13 protein-coding genes are annotated in these 18,042 nt (G+C 73.2%); 12 read left to right on the top strand and 1 reads right to left on the bottom strand.

Features of this window, described 5'->3' with window-relative positions:
- The first annotated feature begins 23 nt into the window (after window positions 1-23).
- The 6 genes from POD19_RS10405 (at window position 24) to ndk (ending at window position 8,420) form a co-directional block, all read left to right on the top strand.
- Window positions 24-1,460 (top strand): FAD-dependent oxidoreductase, encoded by a 1,437-nt coding sequence (locus tag POD19_RS10405; protein ID WP_144818423.1) that lies wholly within the window; start codon window positions 24-26, stop codon window positions 1,458-1,460.
- 81 nt (window positions 1,461-1,541) lie between these two features.
- Window positions 1,542-2,177: a TIGR03085 family metal-binding protein gene (locus tag POD19_RS10400; RefSeq protein WP_144818425.1), complete on the top strand. Its 636-nt coding sequence runs from the start codon at window positions 1,542-1,544 to the stop codon at window positions 2,175-2,177.
- A 278-nt stretch (window positions 2,178-2,455) separates the two neighbouring features.
- The gene (gene ileS / locus POD19_RS10395) at window positions 2,456-5,872 is read left to right on the top strand and encodes an isoleucine--tRNA ligase (RefSeq protein ID WP_144818427.1); all 3,417 of its coding nucleotides are present in this window, start codon (window positions 2,456-2,458) and stop codon (window positions 5,870-5,872) included.
- The gene (locus tag POD19_RS10390) at window positions 5,872-7,425 is read left to right on the top strand and encodes a bifunctional folylpolyglutamate synthase/dihydrofolate synthase (protein ID WP_063188734.1); all 1,554 of its coding nucleotides are present in this window, start codon (window positions 5,872-5,874) and stop codon (window positions 7,423-7,425) included. Before ileS ends, POD19_RS10390 begins: the two co-directional genes overlap by 1 nt.
- Window positions 7,422-7,922, top strand: a complete 501-nt coding sequence (locus POD19_RS10385) for a DUF4233 domain-containing protein (RefSeq protein ID WP_078026091.1) — start codon at window positions 7,422-7,424, stop codon at window positions 7,920-7,922. Before POD19_RS10390 ends, POD19_RS10385 begins: the two co-directional genes overlap by 4 nt.
- 75 nt (window positions 7,923-7,997) lie before the next feature.
- Window positions 7,998-8,420, top strand: a complete 423-nt coding sequence (ndk, locus tag POD19_RS10380) for a nucleoside-diphosphate kinase (protein ID WP_012750845.1) — start codon at window positions 7,998-8,000, stop codon at window positions 8,418-8,420.
- 86 nt (window positions 8,421-8,506) lie between these two features.
- Here ndk and POD19_RS10375 read toward each other — a convergent pair whose 3' ends face one another.
- Window positions 8,507-9,166 carry a vitamin K epoxide reductase family protein gene (locus tag POD19_RS10375; protein ID WP_041104903.1) on the bottom strand — a complete coding sequence of 220 codons (660 nt, stop codon included), beginning with the start codon at window positions 9,164-9,166 and terminating at the stop codon, window positions 8,507-8,509.
- A 397-nt stretch (window positions 9,167-9,563) separates the two neighbouring features.
- Between POD19_RS10375 and POD19_RS10370 the strand changes: the two genes are divergently transcribed.
- The 6 genes from POD19_RS10370 (at window position 9,564) to POD19_RS10345 (ending at window position 17,996) form a co-directional block, all read left to right on the top strand.
- Window positions 9,564-12,800, top strand: coding sequence for an Rne/Rng family ribonuclease (locus POD19_RS10370; protein ID WP_260849640.1), 3,237 nt, complete (start codon window positions 9,564-9,566; stop codon window positions 12,798-12,800).
- Window positions 12,801-13,032: 232 nt separating this feature from the next.
- Window positions 13,033-13,338 (top strand): 50S ribosomal protein L21, encoded by a 306-nt coding sequence (gene rplU / locus POD19_RS10365; RefSeq protein WP_002853919.1) that lies wholly within the window; start codon window positions 13,033-13,035, stop codon window positions 13,336-13,338.
- A gap of 51 nt (window positions 13,339-13,389) precedes the next feature.
- Window positions 13,390-13,647 (top strand): 50S ribosomal protein L27, encoded by a 258-nt coding sequence (gene rpmA, locus POD19_RS10360; RefSeq protein WP_002853915.1) that lies wholly within the window; start codon window positions 13,390-13,392, stop codon window positions 13,645-13,647.
- A 169-nt stretch (window positions 13,648-13,816) separates the two neighbouring features.
- Window positions 13,817-15,364 (top strand): GTPase ObgE, encoded by a 1,548-nt coding sequence (obgE, locus tag POD19_RS10355; RefSeq protein ID WP_041104897.1) that lies wholly within the window; start codon window positions 13,817-13,819, stop codon window positions 15,362-15,364.
- Between the two features lie 3 nt (window positions 15,365-15,367).
- Window positions 15,368-16,573 carry a glutamate 5-kinase gene (gene proB, locus POD19_RS10350; RefSeq protein ID WP_144818431.1) on the top strand — a complete coding sequence of 402 codons (1,206 nt, stop codon included), beginning with the start codon at window positions 15,368-15,370 and terminating at the stop codon, window positions 16,571-16,573.
- Window positions 16,574-16,646: 73 nt separating this feature from the next.
- Window positions 16,647-17,996, top strand: a complete 1,350-nt coding sequence (locus tag POD19_RS10345) for a glutamate-5-semialdehyde dehydrogenase (RefSeq protein WP_144818432.1) — start codon at window positions 16,647-16,649, stop codon at window positions 17,994-17,996.
- Window positions 17,997-18,042 lie beyond the last annotated feature (46 nt).

Here is an 18,042-nt window from a genome sequence, read left to right as displayed (position 1 = left end):
CCGACCTCCGAAGGAGCACGAGCATGACCCTGACCCCCTCGGCCTCGAGGCCCGATCGCCCGTTGCGCATCGCCATCATCGGTGCCGGACCCGCCGGGGTGTACACGGCGGACATCCTGACCAAGGAGGAACGGGACTTCCGTGTCAGCATCGACCTGTTCGACCGGTACCCGGCCCCGTTCGGCCTCATCCGCTACGGGGTGGCCCCGGACCACCCGCGCATCAAGGGCATCGTCACCGCCCTGCACAAGGTCATGGACCGCGGGGACATCCGTTTCCTCGGGAACGTGGACTACGGCACGGACCTGAGCCTGGCGGATCTGCGTCGGCATTACGACGCGATCGTGTTCTCCACCGGTGCCGTGCGGGACGCGGCCCTGGACGTTCCCGGGGTGGAGTTGGCCGGCTCGTTCGGTGGCGCCGACTTCGCGTCCTGGTATGACGGGCACCCGGATGTGCCGCGGCACTGGCCGTTGGAGGCCACGCAGGTGGCGGTGATCGGCAACGGGAACGTGGCCCTGGATGTGGCCCGGATCCTGTCCAAGCATGCCGAGGACCTGCTGCCCACCGAGATCCCGGACAACGTGTACCGGGACCTGGCCGCTTCCCCGGTCACGGATGTGCACGTGTTCGGCCGGCGTGGGCCGGCGCAGGTGAAGTTCACCCCGTTGGAGCTGCGGGAGCTGGCGCATTCCCGGGATGTGGACATCGTGTTGTACGAGGAGGACTTCGACTTCGATGCGGCCTCGGAGAAGGCGATCGAGGAGAACAACCAGGTCCGCACCATGGTGGGGACGCTGACGAACTGGCTCATGGAGCAGGAGGACCGTCAGCAGAGCGCCTCGCGTCGGCTGCACCTGCATTTCCTGCAGGCCCCCGAGGAGTTCCTGGACGAGGACGGCGACGGCCGGGTGGACGGTCTGCGGATGCGCCGAATGGAGCTGGACGGTTCCGGTGGGGTCCGCCCGACGGACGAGACCGTGGACTACCCGGTGCAGGCGATCTACCGGGCGGTGGGCTACTTCGGTTCGCCCGTGGAGGGGGTGGAGTTCGATGAGGTGCGCGGGGTGATCCCGAACGCGGAAGGCCGGGTGCTGGACGCGGACGGTGCCCCGGTGCCGGGTCTGTATGCCTCGGGGTGGATCAAGCGGGGCCCGGTGGGGTTGATCGGGCACACCAAGGGTGACTCTCTGGAGACGATCAAGCATCTGATCGAGGACGAGCCGGGGCTGTGGAGGGCCCAGGAGCCGTCGGAGGAGTCGGTGATCGAGCTGCTGGAGTCCCGTGAGGTCCGGTACACCACGTGGGCTGGTTGGCATGCTCTGGATGAGCATGAGAAGTCCTTGGGTGCGCGGGCGACGGAGGCCGGTCCGGTGGCGCGGGAGCGGGTGAAGGTCGTGGACCGGGAGGAGATGACCCGCATCTCCCGGGAGAGCGTCCTCCTCGGCGCCGAAGGCTGAGTCCTCCCGTCGGGCGGATTCGCGGCCGCGGCGCGGCCCACCCCTCGCCCGCGCCGCGGCCCGCTCCCTACCGTGGTGCCCATGACCACCTTCGCCGCAGCCGAACGCGCCCGTCTCGCTGACCTCCTGCTCGAGAAGGGCCCCCACGCGCCCACCCTGTGCGGCGGCTGGAGCACCCGCGACCTCGCCGCCCACCTCTGGCTGCGGGAGCGCCGGCCCGACGCCTTCGCCGCCCTGTTCATCCCGCCGCTGTCCCGCCACCTCGACCGCCTGACCGCGGAGACCACGCGCCGCGACTACGCCGAGGTCGTGCGGGAGTGGGCCGCGGGCCCGTCGGCGCTGAACCCCATGCGGGCGGCGGATAGGCACGTGAACGCGGCCGAGCACTTCATCCACCTCGAGGACGTCCGGCGCGGCGAGTCCGCGGCCAGCGGCTCGCTGCCCGCCCCGCGCTCGTTCTCCCCGGACGAGGAGGACGCCCTCTACCGCTCGCTGCGCCGCATGGCCCCGCTGTTCCTGCGCACGTCCACGGCGCCGGTGGTCCTCCAGGGCCCGGGCCGCGCCCCGGTCACCGTCACCCGTGGGGCCGTGGCGCTGCGGGCGCCCGTCACGGTGACCGGCGAGGTCGGGGAGCTCCTCCTCTGGGCCTCGGGCCGGGACGCCGTGCACGTGGAGATCGACGGCGACGCGTCGGCGGCCGTGCGCACCGCCCTCTGACGCGCTCCGGCCCCGCGGCCACGGGCCGGCGCAGCGTCCACTACACTGGCGGGCATAGGCGTCGACCCGGCCATCACCGGCGAGCCTCCGGAAGAACGGGCCGCACGGCCCCAGTAGAACCGGACGGGTAAGCCCGTCACAGCAGTCATCAAGCGGCCGGCACCCCGGGGACCTCCCGACGCCGGCAAGCAAGGTGGTACCGCGTCCGCGGCCGGCCGGAGGGTCGGGCCCTCGGGCGTCCTTGCACGGAACCGACGCCCCGGACGCAAAGGACCCCCGTGTACCCCCTCGCCTCCTCCGCCCCTGACGGCCGCACCCCCGCCTCCCCGCGCTTCCCGGAGATCGAGCGCCGCATCCTGGCGTACTGGGACGAGGACGGCACCTTCCAGGCCTCGATCGACCAGCGTCCCGCCCTGAACGAGGACGGCTCGCAGAACGAGTTCGTCTTCTACGACGGCCCGCCCTTCGCCAACGGCCTGCCGCACTACGGCCACCTGCTCACCGGGTACGTCAAGGACCTCGTGGCCCGCTACCAGACGCAGCAGGGCCGCCGCGTGGAGCGCCGCTTCGGCTGGGACACCCACGGCCTGCCCGCCGAGCTCGAGGCGATGAAGCAGCTGGGCATGACGGACAAGTCCGAGATCGAGGCCATGGGCATCGACACGTTCAACGACGCCTGCCGCTCCTCGGTCCTGAAGTACACGGACCAGTGGCAGGACTACGTGACCCGCCAGGCCCGCTGGGTCGACTTCGAGAACGACTACAAGACCCTCACCCCGGACTTCATGGAGTCCGTGATCTGGGCCTTCTCCGAGCTGCACCGCAAGGGCCTGACCTACCGCGGCTTCCGCGTCCTGCCCTACTGCTGGAACGACGAGACCCCGCTGTCCAACCACGAGCTGCGCATGGACGACGACGTCTACAAGATGCGCCAGGACCCCTCGGTCACCGTCACGTTCCCGATCACCGGCCTCCCGGCGGACCCCGCCCTCGTGCCCGACGGCGGCGCCGACGCGGCGCTCGCCGCGCACCTGGCCGGCGTCCACGTCCTGGCCTGGACCACCACGCCCTGGACGCTGCCGACCAACGCGGCCCTCGCCGTCGGCCCCCAGATCCAGTACGCCGTGGTGCCGGCCGGCCCCGAGGGCGCGACCGCGGACGGGGACCGCTTCCTCCTGGCCGTGGACCTGGTGGGCGCCCACGCCAGGGAGCTCGGCTACGCCGATGCCGACGCCGCCCGCGCCGCGGTCACCGAGACGATCCCCGGCGCCCGCCTCGGCGGCCTGGCCTACGCGCCGCTGTTCACGGACGTGTTCGACGCCCACCGCGGGGAGACCTTCACCGTCAACGGCCGTGACCTCGGCGTCGAGGGCGCCCACCGCATCCTCGTGGACGACTACGTCTCCACCGAGGACGGCACCGGCGTGGTCCACCAGGCGCCGGCCTACGGTGAGGACGATCAGCGCGTGTGCGAGGCCAACGGCATCCCCGTGCTGCTCTCCGTGGACTCCGGTGCCCGGTTCCTGCCGCTGTTCGCCCGCGAGGACGTCGGGCGCGGCGACCTGCGCGAGATCGCCGGCGTGCAGGTCTTCGAGGCCAACCGCACGATCATCCGCGCCCTGCGCGCCCTGGGCCGCGTGGCCCGCGAAGCCTCCTACGAGCACTCCTACCCGCACTGCTGGCGGTGCCGCACGCCCCTGATCTACCGCGCGGTGACGTCCTGGTACGTCAAGGTCACCCAGATCAAGGAGCGCATGCTCGAGCTGAACGAGGAGATCACCTGGATCCCCGGCAACGTGAAGCACGGGCAGTTCGGCACGTGGGTCGCCAACGCGCGCGACTGGTCCATCTCCCGCAACCGGTACTGGGGCTCGCCCATCCCGGTGTGGGAGTCCGACCACCCCGACTTCCCCCGCCAGGAGGTCTACGGCTCGCTCGCGGAGATCGAGGAGGCCTTCGGCCGCCTGCCGCGCAACGCCCAGGGCGAGGTGGACCTGCACCGCCCGTGGGTGGACGACCTCACCCGCCCCCACCCGGACCCCGAGGCCGCCGCGGCCGGTGCGGTCATGCGCCGCGTCGAGGACGTGCTGGACGTCTGGTTCGACTCCGGCTCCATGCCGTACGCCCAGGTGCACTACCCGTTCGAGCGCGCGGACTGGTTCCCCACGCACAACCCGGCGGACTTCATCGTGGAGTACATCGGCCAGACGCGCGGCTGGTTCTACACCATGCACATCCTGGCGACCGCCCTGTTCGACCGGCCGGCGTTCTCCAACGTGATCTCGCACGGCATCGTGCTCGGCTCGGACGGACAGAAGATGTCCAAGTCGCTGCGCAACTACCCGGACGTCACGGAGGTCCTGGACCGCGACGGCGCGGACGCCATGCGCTGGTTCCTCATGGCCAGCCCCATCCTGCGCGGCGGCAACCTGATCGTCACGGAGGAGGGCATCCGCGAGGGCGTCCGCCAGGTGCTGCTGCCGGCGTGGAACGCCTACCACTTCTTCACCCTCTACGCGAACACCGCGCACGACGGCGGCGCCCGCCCCGAGGGGTACCGCGCGCAGGAGCAGCACACCGCCGAGGACCCCCTGGACCAGTACATCCTGGCCGCCACGGGCCGCATGCTGCGGGAGGTCAAGACCGGCCTGGACGCCTACGAGGTCTCGGACGCCACGGACGCGCTGCGCGGCTTCATGGACACGCTGACCAACTGGTACATCCGCCGGTCCCGTGAGCGGTTCTTCGACGAGGACACCGTCGCCTTCGACGTCCTCTACACCGTCCTGGAGGCCTTCGCCCGGGCCGCCGCACCGCTGATGCCGCTGATCGCCGAGGAGATCTGGCGCGGTCTCACCGGAGGCCGCTCGGTCCACCTGACCGACTACCCGGACGCCGACCTGTTCCCGCACGGGCCCGAGGCGGACTCCCTCGTGGCCCGCATGGACGCCGTGCGCCGCATCAGCTCGGCCGGCTCGGCCCTGCGCAAGGGGGCCGGGCGCCGGGTGCGCCTGCCGCTGCCCCGCCTGTCCGTCGTCGTCCCGGACGCGGCGGGCCTCGAGGGCACCTACGCCCGCATCGTGGCGGACGAGCTGAACCTCAAGGACGTCGAGCTCACCGAGCTCTCGGAGGCGGCGATCGCCCGCTACGGCATCGGCACGGAGCTGAAGCTGAACTTCCGCGAGCTCGGCAAGGCGTTCGGCAGGCAGGTGCCGCTCGTGAAGCAGGCGGTCGACGCCGGCGCCTACGAGGAGACGGCCGAGGGCCTGGCGGTCACGCTCGCCGACGGCGAGACCGTGACCCTGGCCCCCGCGCTCTACGAGCTGCGCACCGTCTCCACCGGTGCCCCCGAGGGGACCACGGTGGGCGTGCTGCCCGGCACCGCCGGCTTCCTCGTCCTGGACACGCAGGTCACCGCGGAGCTGGCCGCCGAGGGCACCGCCCGGGACGTGGTCCGCGCCGTCCAGGCGGCCCGCAAGGACGCCGGCCTGGACGTCTCCGACCGCGTGCGCACGCGGATCGAGGGCCCCACCGCCGTGGTGGCGGCGCTCGAGGCCCACCGCGGCCTCGTGGCGGAGGAGACCCTCACGGTGGACCTGGAGCTCGTGGACTCCGGCGCGGCCGACCCGCGCAAGGACCCGGCCGACGACGCCATGAAGACCGTGGCCGTCACCGTCGCGAAGGCGGACGCGTGATGCGCGGGGACGTCCCGGGCACGGTCGAGGAGGTCTACCGGGACCTGCTCGCCCGCGCTCCGGAGAACAAGATGCAGCCGCGGCTCGAGCCGATGCGGCGCGTGCTCGCGCTGCTCGGCGACCCGCAGCACGCGGCCCCGGTGATCCACCTGACCGGCACCAACGGCAAGACGTCCACGGCGCGGATGGTCGAGGCCGTCCTGCGTGCCTACGGGCTGCGCACCGGGCGCTACACCTCGCCGCACCTGCAGCGCGTCACGGAGCGGATCAGCATCGACGGCGCCCCGGTGGCCGACGAGACCTTCGTGCGCGTGTGGGGGGAGATCCTCCCGATCGTGCAGACCGTGGACGCGGAGCTCGAGGCCGCGGGCGAGGTCCCGCTGACGTACTTCGAGGCGGTCACCACGCTGGGCTTCGCGGTGTTCGCGGACGAGCCCGTCGAGGTCGTCGTCCTGGAGGTGGGCCTCGGGGGTGTGACGGACGCGACCAACGTCGCGGACGCCGTCGTCTCCGTGGTCACCCCCATCTCCCTGGACCACACGGACCTGCTGGGGGAGACCGAGGCCGAGATCGCCGAGGAGAAGGCCGGCATCATCAAGCCCGGCGGCGCCCTCGTCTCCGCCGCCCAGGAGCGCGACGCCGCCCAGGTGCTGCTCGAGGCGGCCCGGGCGGCCGACGTGCCGTTCCGCTTCGAGGGCGTCGAGTTCGGCGTGCTCGAGCGCTCCCTGGCCGTGGGCGGCCAGCAGGTGTCCGTGCGTGGCCTCGCGGCCGAGTACCGGGACCTGTTCCTGCCGCTGCTCGGGGAGCACCAGGCGCAGAACCTCGCGGTGGCCGTGGCGGCCCTGGAGATGTTCCTGGGCGGCGGCGTGCGACCGCTGGACGAGGAGCTGCTGCGCGAGGGGCTGTCCCAGGTCACCTCGCCCGGCCGGCTCGAGGTGCTGCGCACCGCCCCCACGCTCATCGTGGACGCCGCCCACAACCCGGACGGCGTGCGGGCCACGGCCCGTGCGGTGCAGGAGGCGTTCGGCTTCACCCGCCTCTCGCTGGTCGTCGGGATCCTCCAGGAGAAGGACGCGCCGGGCATGCTCGCGGCGCTCTACCGGGCGTTCGGCGACGACGTGGAGGACCTCGCGGTGACGCAGTCCTCCTCGGCCCGCGCCATCCCGGCCGGGGAGCTGGCCCGCATGGCCGTCGACGCCGGCTGGCCCGAGGACGACGTGTACGCCACCGAGTCCGTGCCGGACGCCCTCGAGTGGGCGGTCGGCCGCGCGGAGGCCCTCGAGACGAGCGCGGACGAACTGGCCTCCGGCACCGGCGGCGGCGTGCTCGTGCTCGGCTCGATCACCCTGGCCGCCGAGGTCCGCACCCTCGTGGGCGAGCCCCGCCATGCCGGCCCCGTCACCGTGGCCGCCCGCGGCCTCGACCCCGCCGACCTGCTCGACGCCGTCGGGCTGGCGGACGCCGACGAAGACGATCTGGACCCGGAGATCCTCGAGCTGCTCGAGGACCGCGACGACGCCGGCGCCCGCCGCCGGCCGGAGGAGGACCGATGACCCCCGACCAGCCGGAGACCGGAGGCGCCACGGAGCAGGGGCGCTTCGGCGACGAGCCCTGGCGCCCCGAGCGCGAGACGCGAGCCCAGCGGCAGTGGCGCCCCGGCACTCGCCGGCGCCGACGCTCCGTGCGCGCCCTGTTCACCTCCACGATCCTCATGCTCGAGGCGGTGCTCATCTTCTTCCTCGGACTCATGCTGTTCGGCATGCACCGGGACGAGCCGGGCGCCTGGTGGTTCGTGGCGGGCTACTCCGCGCTGGCCGTCGTCGCGGTGCTGACCTGCGCCCTGGTGCGCAAGCCCGTCGGCATCGCGATCGGCTGGGCGATCCAGGCCGTCCTGCTGGCCTCCGGCTTCTGGGAGTACTCGATGTTCGTGGTGGGGGCCCTCTTCGCGCTGACGTGGGCGTACGCCGTGATCAAGGGCGGTGCCATGGACGTCGAGAACGCCCAGCGCGACCGCCTCGAGGCCGCCTGGGAGGCCGAGCACGGACGCTGAGTCCCGGGCCCCACTAGGGTGGAGCGGGAACCGGGCCGCGCTCGCGGCCGTCCGACGACGCTAGGAGCACACCCCATGACGCACCACACCGAAGAGACCCTCGTCCTCATCAAGCCGGACGGGGTGGCCCGCAACCTGGTCGGCGAGATCCTCGCGCGCATCGAGCGCAAGGGCTACGTGATCGCCGACCTGAAGATGCTCACGCCCACCCGCGCCATGTTGGAGCGCCACTACGAGGAGCACCAGGGCAAGCCGTTCTTCGAGCCGCTGGTGGCGTTCATGGCCTCCGGCCCCGTGGTGGCCGCGCGCGTCACGGGCGATTCGGTGATTGAGGGGTTCCGCTCGCTGGCCGGCAAGACCGACCCCACCGTGGCCGCCCCGGGCACCATCCGCGGCGACCTGGGCCGGGACTGGGGCGAGGCCGTCCAGAAGAACCTCGTCCACGGTTCGGACTCGACCCTTTCGGCCGAGCGCGAGCTCGCGATCTGGTTCGGCTGAGCCCGTTCCGGGCCCGCACGACGGCGGCCGGTCACCCTGGTGGGGTGACCGGCCGCCGTCGTCGTGTCCGGTGGGGGAGCTTAGGCTCAGTCGATCCCGACGACCCCGAGGCCCAGTTCCAGCAGGATCGAGGCGAACACCAGGACGTAGAGGAGCACGATCACGGGCCAGGCCAGCTCCCGGGCGAGGCGGACGAGACCGGCCGGGGCCGGCAGCGTGCCGGTCTGCAGGTTCCGGGACGTCACAAGCACGAGCTGGGCGATGACCATGGCCCACACGATCATGCAGTAGAGGCAGAGCGTGCCGATGCTGTAGACGGCCGAGTACCAGAGCCACACGCAGAACGCGAAGCCCGCCAGGATCCCCGCGTTCATCAGCAGCCAGTACCAGCGGGCGAAGCGGGCGCCGGCGAGCAGGGACATCCCCACGGTGATGAGCACGGAGAACGCGACCACGCCGATGTACGTGTTCGGGAAGCCGAAGGTGTGGGCCTGCCACGACTGCATCACCTGGCCGCAGGACACCCACGGGTTGAGGTCGCAGGACGTGCGGTGCGTCGGGTCCGCGGTGAGGAGGGCGCGCTCGACGATGATGATGATGGTGGCCGTCAGCGCCACGAGCGAGGTGATCAGGAGCAGCGCCGCCGTGCCCGCGGGCCGGGCGTACCAGGTGAGCCGGGCCTCCTCGGCGGGGATGTCGTCGGCGGGGGAGAGGCGGATGTCGTCCGTCAGCGGGGTCGCAGGCATGGACACGATTCTAGGCGCGTGCCCGGGGCGGATGTGAGAGAATCGGCCCTGGCCGTCCCGTGGCCACACCGCGGGGCAGCCCGCTGCGCGCCCGACGTCGGGCCGCCGCCGAGGCGCCCCCGCGTCGAGCATCGTGCGGGAGGTGGACGCCGGGCTTCGCCCGTGCGCGTCCGTGCGCCGGCCGGCGGACGGCACGTGACGCCCAGGCCCCGATCTCGAGGGCGCAGCGGTTCCGCGCCGGGCCCTGACGGTCGACGCGGTCCACCCGATGACTTCTCGGAGTCCGCCTCCCGGCGCACCCGTGGCGCACGGCGCCCGGGGCAACGCGGCCGGCGGCGGACGCGGACACGCCGGGCGGCGGCGAGTGTGGCGTCGTCGGTCGGCGGGAGGTGCTGCCATGGCGGCCAACAACGAGGACACGACCCGCGCAGACGAACGCGTGGAAGAGACGGCCGAGCAGGCCGTGACGCAGACCGCGGCGGACACCGCCGACGGGGCGGAGCCGGAGCGGACCGCCGCGTCCGACGACGCCGCGGACCCGGCCGAGGAGCCGAGCGCGCCGACGCTGCAGGTCGACCCGACCGACCCGTTCGCCGTGCCGGCGAACCTGATCGAGGTCCTGCGCACCGAGACCACGTCCCGGCAGCGCTCCGAGGACGAGGACGCCGGAGAGTCCGAGGACCGGGCCGAGGGCGCCGTGGTCTCCCGGCGGCGCCGCCGACGCCGCCGCGGTGAGGTGGACATGGAGCTCGACGGCGGCGAGGCCGGCGATCCCGAGCACACCGTCACCCGCGTGCGCGCGCCGCGCCAGGCCGTCGGCACCGCCTCGGACACCGTCCAGAGCGTCAAGGGATCCACCCGGCTCGAGGCGAAGCGCCAGCGCCGCCGCGACTCCCGCTCGGGCGGGCGTCGCCGCACCGTGATCACCGAGGCCGAGTTCCTGGCCCGCCGCGAGGCCGTGGACCGCAAGATGCTGGTGCGCCAGCGCGACCAGCGCATCCAGATCGCCGTGCTCGAGGACGGCGTGCTGGCCGAGCACTTCGTCTCGCACACCACGCAGGACTCGATGATCGGCAACGTGTACCTGGGCAAGGTCCAGAACGTGCTGCCGTCCATGGAGGCCGCGTTCGTGGACATCGGCCGCGGACGCAACGCCGTGCTCTACGCGGGCGAGGTCAACTGGGACGCCGCCCAGCTGGACGGCAAGCCGAGGAAGATCGAGAACGCGCTCAAGTCCGGCGACACCGTGCTCGTCCAGGTCACCAAGGACCCGGTGGGCCACAAGGGCGCCCGTCTGACCAGCCAGGTCTCCCTGCCCGGCCGCTACCTCGTGTACGTGCCGGGAGGCTCGATGACCGGCATCTCCCGCAAGCTGCCGGACGTGGAGCGCTCGCGTCTGAAGAAGATCCTCAAGGACCACCTGCCGCAGGACGCCGGCGTGATCGTGCGCACCGCGGCCGAGGGCACCTCCGAGCAGGAGCTGCAGAACGACATCAACCGTCTGCGCGCCCAGTGGGAGGGCATCCAGGAGAAGGCGTCCGGCACCAAGGTGCTCGCCCCCGAGCTGCTCTACGCCGAGCCGGACCTGACCATCAAGACGGTCCGCGACGTCTTCAACGAGGACTTCTCCGCCATGCTCGTGCAGGGCGAGGCCACGTGGGACAACATCGAGGCCTACGTGACCTACGTGGCCCCGCACCTGCTGGGCCGTCTGCACCACTGGGTGCCGGAGGACCACGACGGCGAGGACCTGTACGCCACCCACCGCGTGGACGAGCAGCTCCACAAGGCGCTCGAGCGCAAGGTGTACCTGCCCTCCGGCGGCTCGCTCGTGATCGACCGCACCGAGGCCATGACCGTGGTGGACGTGAACACCGGCAAGTTCACGGGCTCCGGCGGCAACCTCGAGGAGACCGTCACCAAGAACAACCTCGAGGCCGCCGAGGAGATCGTCCGGCAGCTGCGCCTGCGGGACATCGGCGGCATCATCGTCATCGACTTCATCGACATGGTGCTCGAGGCCAACCGCGACCTCGTGCTGCGCCGTCTCGTGGAGTGCCTGGGCCGGGACCGCACGAAGCACCAGGTCGCCGAGGTGACCTCGCTCGGCCTGGTCCAGATGACGCGCAAGCGCATGGGCACCGGGCTCGTGGAGGTGTTCTCGGAGACCTGCGAGCACTGCGCCGGCCGCGGCATCCTCATCCAGGACACGCCGGTCGAGCGGGGCCGCTCCGGCGGTGAGCAGCGCGGCGAGGCGGAGGGCCGCCGTCGTCGCCGGCGTCGGGGCGACGGCGAGGGCGAGCACGCCCACGCCGCCGCGGCCACGACGACGGGCGCCGAGCACGCCGACTCGGAGGACGAGCGGCAGCGCCGTGAGCGGGCCGAGGCCGCCCGGGTCGCCCTGCACTCGATCGCGAAGGCCTCCGGCAAGGTGGCCGAGGACGAGGCCCCCGCCCAGGAGTCCGCCCCCGCCGAGCAGGCGGCGGACGCCGCCGAGGACTCCGCGGCCGAGGCCGTCGAGGCCGCGTCGGCCGGGCCCGCGGAGGCCGGGCAGCCGGCCGGGACGGACGAGGAGGAGACGCCGCGTCGCCGGCGTCGTCGGGGCCGCCGCCGCAGCCGGGGCCGCGCTGAGGAGTCGGGGGACACCGGCGCCGAGGATGCCGGCTCCGAGGATGCCGCGCGGTCGCACGACGACGGCCCCGCCGAGTCCGCCGGTCAGACCCGTCAGACCGAGGAGGAGGCGGCCGAGCCGGCCGCCGCCGCGGCCCCCGAGCACCAGGACCCGGTCGTGCAGGCCGAGGAGGCCGTGGCCGCCGTCGCGGAGGCGGAGGCCGACGCCGAGGCCGAGTCCCCGGAAGACGCGGCTGAGCAGGACGACCGTCCCCGCCGGTCCCGGCGTCGCCGGGGTGGCCGCGGGCGGTCTCGCCGAGGCGGCGAGGCGGCCTCGACCGAGGCCGACGCCGACGCCGAGGACCACGGTGCGGAGCGCGCGACGCCGTCGCGGCACGAGGCCGCGGACGCCGACTCCTCGGTGGCCGTGTCCTCCGAGGTCGCATCGGAGCCTGTGCCTGCCGAGGATGCCCCGGCGCCCGTGCCCGCCGAGGATGCCCCGGCGCCCCGGCGCCGCCGGTCCCGCCGGGCCTCGAGCGACGGCGTCGTCCGTCCGGCCGCCGGTGCGGACGCGTCCGCCGAGCGGACGGCCGACCGCACGGACGCGGCTCCGGTGGAGGCCACCGAGCCCTCGCCCGAGGAGTCCACGGACGCCACCGAGGTCCACGAGCAGCCCGCCGCCCCGGCCTCCGTCGAGGAGGCCGTGATGGTGGAGCCTGCGGCGACCGAGCCGACGGCGGAGCCCACGGCGGACGCGGACCAGGCGTCCGCCGCGGACGCCCCGACCGAGGCCCAGGCGGCTCCGACCGCCCCGGTGCCTGGATCGCCGCGCCGGCGCTCGCGTCGCGCCGTGTCGTCCGACGGCGTCCACGTCCAGGTCCAGGCCGCGCCCGGCGGCGCCCAGGGCGGCCGCTTCACCGCGGCCGTGGCCGAGGCGTCCACCCCCGCCGAGCCGCAGGGTGCCGCCCCGGTGATGCTCGGCGTCGGAGTGAAGGCCGCCGACCTGGCCCGTCGCGGCCGCTGACCGTCGTCGGTGCCGCCGCCCCGGGCCTGCCCCGGGCGGCGGCGACGCGCCGACACGCCTCTGTTTGGTCCGGATGCCCGGCAGCGAGTATGCTGGACCATCGGTGTTCACCGCCCGCACGCTCCCGCATGTCCCGGTGAGGGACCGCCGGACCCGGACGCAGCCGCGGTCGAGGTGCGGGCGAGCAGAACCCGATCTGATCCGTTGAAACGTCGAGAGAAGTGAGTCCCAAGTGGTGTACGCGATTGTCCGCGCTGGCGGCCGCCAGGAGAAGGTTTCCGTCGGAGACCTCGTTACCCTTGACCGCGTTCCCGCTGAGACCGGTGGCTCCGTCGAGCTGCCCGCTCTGATGCTGGTGGACGGGGACGAGGTCAAGGCTGGCGCCGATGCCGCCGGTGTGAAGGTGACCGCCGAGGTCGTCTCCCACTCCCGTGGCAAGAAGGTCGTCATCATGAAGTACAAGAACAAGACCGGCTACAAGAAGCGCCAGGGCCACCGCTCTGAGCTGTCCACGGTCAAGATCACCGGGATCGCCTGAGCCGTCACCGGCACCGGCGAAACCGAGCATCCGAGAGGTTAGGCAACAGCAATGGCACATAAGAAGGCCGGCAGTTCCTCGAAGAACGGCCGCGATTCGAACCCGCAGTACCTCGGCGTCAAGCGCTACGGCGGCGAGGACGTCAACGCCGGCGAGATCATCGTCCGCCAGCGTGGCACCAAGTTCCACCCGGGCCGCAACGTCGGCCGCGGCAAGGACGACACCCTCTTCGCGCTGTCCGCGGGCTCCGTGGCCTTCGGCCAGCGCCGCGGCCGCAAGGTCGTGGACATCGTCCCCGCCGCGGAGTGATCTGACACTCGTGCGGTCTGCGTGCGGACCCTCGCCCGGCGAGGACACCCGCACCCCCTGACGCCCCGGCGGGGGCGGGCCCGGCATCCACCGGACCCGCCCCCGCCGTCGGCGTCTCCGGCCCCTGGGCCGTCTGAGTCCGATCCCTCCAGCCCCTAGGAGCACTCCCATGGCAGCCTTCGTGGACCGCGTGGTCCTCCACCTCACCGCCGGCAACGGCGGGCACGGGTGCGTCTCCGTGCATCGCGAGAAGTTCAAGCCCCTGGGTGGCCCCGACGGCGGCGACGGGGGCGACGGCGGCGACATCACCCTCGTGGTGGACTCGCAGACCACCACGCTGCTGGACTACCACCACGCCCCGCACCGGTCCGCTGAGAACGGCCAGCCGGGCATGGGCGACCACCGCGAGGGCAAGAACGGCCAGTCGCTCGTGCTGCCCGTGCCGGACGGCACGGTGGTCAAGGATGAGCAGGGCAACATCGTGGCCGATCTCGTGGGGGAGGGCGCGACCTACGTCGCCGCCGCCGGCGGTCAGGGCGGCCTCGGCAACGCGGCTCTGGCCTCCGTGAAGCGCAAGGCGCCCGGCTTCGCGCTGCTCGGCCTGCCGGGGGAGAGCCGGGACCTGACGCTCGAGATCAAGACCGTGGCGGACGTCGCGCTCGTGGGCTTCCCCTCGGCCGGCAAGTCCTCCCTCATCGCTGCCCTGTCTGCGGCCCGTCCCAAGATCGCGGACTACCCGTTCACCACGCTCGTGCCCAACCTCGGGGTCGTGCAGGCCGGCGACGTGCGCTTCACCGTGGCCGACGTCCCGGGCCTGATCCCCGGTGCCTCGGAGGGCCGCGGCCTCGGCCTGGAGTTCCTGCGCCACGTCGAGCGCTGCGCCGCGCTCGTGCACGTCCTCGACTGCGGCAGCCTCGAGTCCGACCGCGACCCGATCGCCGACTTCGAGGCCATCGAGGCCGAGCTCGAGGCCTACGCGGTGGAGCCCGTCTTCTCCCAGGGCGGGGAGGGCGTCGTACCGCTGAACGAGCGGCCCCGCCTCATCGCCCTGAACAAGACCGACCTGCCCGACGGCGCCGCGATGGCGGACATGGTCCGCGACGAGCTCGAGGGCCGTGGCCTACGGGTCTTCGACATCTCCGCGCTGGCCCGCGAGGGCCTGGACGCCCTCAAGTACGCCATGGCCGAGCTCGTGGCGGAGGCCCGTTCCCGGGTGGTCGAGCCCGCGCCGGCCGCGCCCGTCGAGGTGCCGCGCCGGCATCGCCGCCGTGGCGAGCGGGCCGAATTCACGATCCGCCGCGAGGAGCGCAACCTCGAGCCGCTGTTCCGCGTGCGCGGCGAGAAGCCCGAGCGGTGGGTCGCCCAGACGGACTTCCAGAACGACGAGGCGATCGGCTACCTTGCGGACCGGCTCCAGCGGGCCGGCGTCGAGGACGGCCTGTTCAAGGCCGGTGCGAGGCCGGGCGACGCCGTCGTGATCGGCGACGACGTCACGGGCGTGGTCTTCGACTGGGAGCCCACGCTGTCCGCGGGAGCCGAGCTGCTCGCCGGGCCCCGGGGCACCGACCTGCGGCTCGACGAGCGCACCCGCGCGACCCGCGCGGAGAAGCGCGCCGAGCAGGATGCCCGCCGGGCCGCCCGTGCGGCGACCCGGGCCGAGATGGAGGCCGAGCGACGCTCCGGCCTGTGGAACGACACCGACGATCGAGAGGGATGATCCATGTCCGTGCGGCGCACCGTCGTCACCCGCTATCCGACCCCCGCCACGCGCGGCTCCGAGGACCCGCGGGCCAACCCCGTGACCTCGCGGGAGACGATGGGCGCCGCACGCCGAGTGGTCGTGAAGATCGGCTCGTCCTCGCTGACCACCCCGGACGGCCTGGACGTGGAGGCCATCGACCGGCTCGTGGACGTCCTCGCCGCCGAGCGGCAGAAGGGCACCCAGGTGGTGCTCGTGTCCTCCGGCGCCATCGCGGCCGGCTTCCCCCACCTCGGACTGGGCCGACGCCCCAAGGACACCGCCACCCAGCAGGCCTCGGCGGCGGTCGGCCAGAGCAAGCTCATGGCGCACTACACCACGAGCTTCGGCCGGCACGACACCGAGGTGGCCCAGGTGCTGCTGACCGCCGAGGAGCTCATGCGGCGCACCCAGTACACGAACGCGCACCGCGCCCTGTCGCGGCTGCTCACGCTCGATGTGATGCCGATCGTGAATGAGAACGACGCCGTGGCCACCCGCGAGATCCGCTTCGGCGACAACGACCGCCTCGCGGCCCTCACCGCCAACCTCTGCAAGGCGGACCTGCTGGTCCTGCTCTCGGACGTGGACGCCCTCTACACGGGCCACCCCTCGAACCCGGACGCGCGGCGCATCCCGGAGGTCACCTCGGACGACGATCTGGCCGGCGTCGACGTGCGTGTGCCCGGTTCCGCGGGCGTGGGCACGGGCGGCATGGTGACCAAGGTGGACGCGGCCGGCATCGCGGCCACCACCGGCATCCCGACCCTGCTCACCTCGGCCGCGAACGCGGGCGCCGCGTTCGCGGGGGAGGACGTGGGCACGTGGTTCTCCGCCACCGGCCGCCGCCGGTCCGCACGCGCGGCGTGGCTCGGCCTCACAGCGGAGGTCCGGGGCCGGCTCGTCATCGACGACGGCGCGGTGGCCGGGGCGATCGACCGCGGCCGCTCCCTGCTGGCCGCGGGCATCACCGGCTGCACGGGCGACTTCACGCCGGGCGACGTCGTCGAGATCGTGGACGCGCACGGCCGGGTGCGGGCGCGCGGCCTCGTGCAGTACTCCTCGTCGCAGCTGCCCGCCATGCTCGGGCGGACGACCGCCGACCTCCGCGAGGACCTCGGCGCGGGCTACGACGGCGTCGTCGTGCACGCCGACGACTGGGTGCGCCTGGCTCCGCCGCAGCGCTGACCGGTACGGGCCGCGACCGCGGCGACGGGCTGGGGCCTCGTGCCTCGTCCGAGGCGCTCGATAGGCTGGAGGCATGCAGACCACCGAGAGCACCGCACCCCAGGATCAGTCCGGCCGCCAGGACGCCGAGGCGCCGACGCCCGAGGTCGAGGAGGCCGTCCGCCAACGGGCCGAGTGGGCGCGTCAGGCCGTGCCCGAGCTGGCCACCGCCGGCCGCGTCCGCAAGGACGCCGTCCTGCGCCACATGGCCGAGGCCCTGCGCGCCAACGCGGCCGCGATCATCACGGCCAACCGCGAGGACCGCAGCCGCGGCCGCGAAGCCGGCACCTCGGCGGCCATGCTGGACCGCCTCAAGCTGGACGAGGCGCGCGTCGAGGCGCTGGCCCTCGCCCTGGAGACCCTGGCCGGCCTGCCGGACCCCGTGGGCACCGTGGTCCGCGGCGGCCCGCTGCCCAACGGCGTGCGGATGAGCCAGGTGCGGGTGCCCCTGGGCGTCGTGGGTGCCGTGTACGAGGCCCGTCCGAACGTCACGGTGGACATCGCCGGCATCGCCCTGAAGTCGGGCAACGGCGTGATCCTGCGCGGCGGCTCGGCCGCGGAGTCCACCAACGCGGTTTTGATCCAGGTGCTGCGGGAGGCGCTCGTGGACCAGGGCTTCGACCCCAACATCATCCAGGGCATCGACGACCTCGGACGTCCCGGTGTCGCCGCCCTGATGGCCGCCCGTGGTGCGGTGGACGTCCTCGTTCCGCGCGGCGGCCGTGAGCTGATCCAGCGCGTGGTCCGCGAGGCCCGGGTGCCCGTGATCGAGACGGGCGAGGGCAACGTGCATCTGTACGTGGACGCCTCCGCACCCAAGCAGATGGCGGTGGACATCGCGCTCAACTCGAAGACCCACCGCACCTCCGTGTGCAATGCGGCCGAGACCCTGCTGCTCCACCGGGACGCGGAGGAGGTGGGCCGAGAGGTGCTGCGCGCCCTCACCCGTGCCGGCGTGCTGCTGCACGTGGACGAGGCCGCGCGGGCCTGGCTGCCCACGCTCGCCGACCGCGGCGACCACGCCCGGGACGCCGTGGACGTCACCGAGGAGGACTGGGGCACCGAGTACCTGGACATGGAGATGGCCGTGCGGGTCGTGGACTCCCTCGACCAGGCGATCGAGCACATCGGCCGGTGGTCCACGGGCCACACGGAGGCCATCGTCACGAATGACCTGGCCGCGGCCGAACGGTTCATCACCGAGGTGGACGCCGCGGCCGTCATCGTGAACGCGTCCACGCGCTTCACCGACGGCGGCGAGCTCGGCCTCGGCGCCGAAGTGGGCATCTCCACCCAGAAGATGCACGCCCGCGGGCCCATGGGCCTGGAGGAGCTCACGACCACCAAGTGGATCCTGCGCGGCGACGGGCAGATCCGCCGCTGAGCCGGGCTACGATGGACATCAGGACCCCTTCGGCCCGGCCCCGGCC

The sequence above is a fragment of the Micrococcus sp. GPGPB33 genome (assembly GCF_037853785.1).
Lineage (GTDB): Bacteria > Actinomycetota > Actinomycetes > Actinomycetales > Micrococcaceae > Micrococcus > Micrococcus luteus.
The sequence above is the reverse complement of the archived record's forward strand: the minus strand, read 5'-3'. Positions and strand labels throughout refer to the sequence as shown.

Bases quoted from the DNA above. Each gene is read 5' to 3' on its own strand.
- POD19_RS10405 (WP_144818423.1), top strand. From the start codon at position 24: ATGACCCTGACCCCCTCGGCCTCGAGGCCCGATCGCCCGTTGCGCATC.
- POD19_RS10400 (WP_144818425.1), top strand. From the start codon at position 1,542: ATGACCACCTTCGCCGCAGCCGAACGCGCCCGTCTCGCTGACCTCCTG.
- POD19_RS10390 (WP_063188734.1), top strand. From the start codon at position 5,872: ATGCGCGGGGACGTCCCGGGCACGGTCGAGGAGGTCTACCGGGACCTG.
- POD19_RS10385 (WP_078026091.1), top strand. From the start codon at position 7,422: ATGACCCCCGACCAGCCGGAGACCGGAGGCGCCACGGAGCAGGGGCGC.
- ndk (WP_012750845.1), top strand. From the start codon at position 7,998: ATGACGCACCACACCGAAGAGACCCTCGTCCTCATCAAGCCGGACGGG.
- POD19_RS10375 (WP_041104903.1), bottom strand. From the start codon at position 9,166: ATGCCTGCGACCCCGCTGACGGACGACATCCGCCTCTCCCCCGCCGAC.
- POD19_RS10370 (WP_260849640.1), top strand. From the start codon at position 9,564: ATGGCGGCCAACAACGAGGACACGACCCGCGCAGACGAACGCGTGGAA.
- rpmA (WP_002853915.1), top strand. From the start codon at position 13,390: ATGGCACATAAGAAGGCCGGCAGTTCCTCGAAGAACGGCCGCGATTCG.
- obgE (WP_041104897.1), top strand. From the start codon at position 13,817: ATGGCAGCCTTCGTGGACCGCGTGGTCCTCCACCTCACCGCCGGCAAC.
- proB (WP_144818431.1), top strand. From the start codon at position 15,368: ATGTCCGTGCGGCGCACCGTCGTCACCCGCTATCCGACCCCCGCCACG.
- POD19_RS10345 (WP_144818432.1), top strand. From the start codon at position 16,647: ATGCAGACCACCGAGAGCACCGCACCCCAGGATCAGTCCGGCCGCCAG.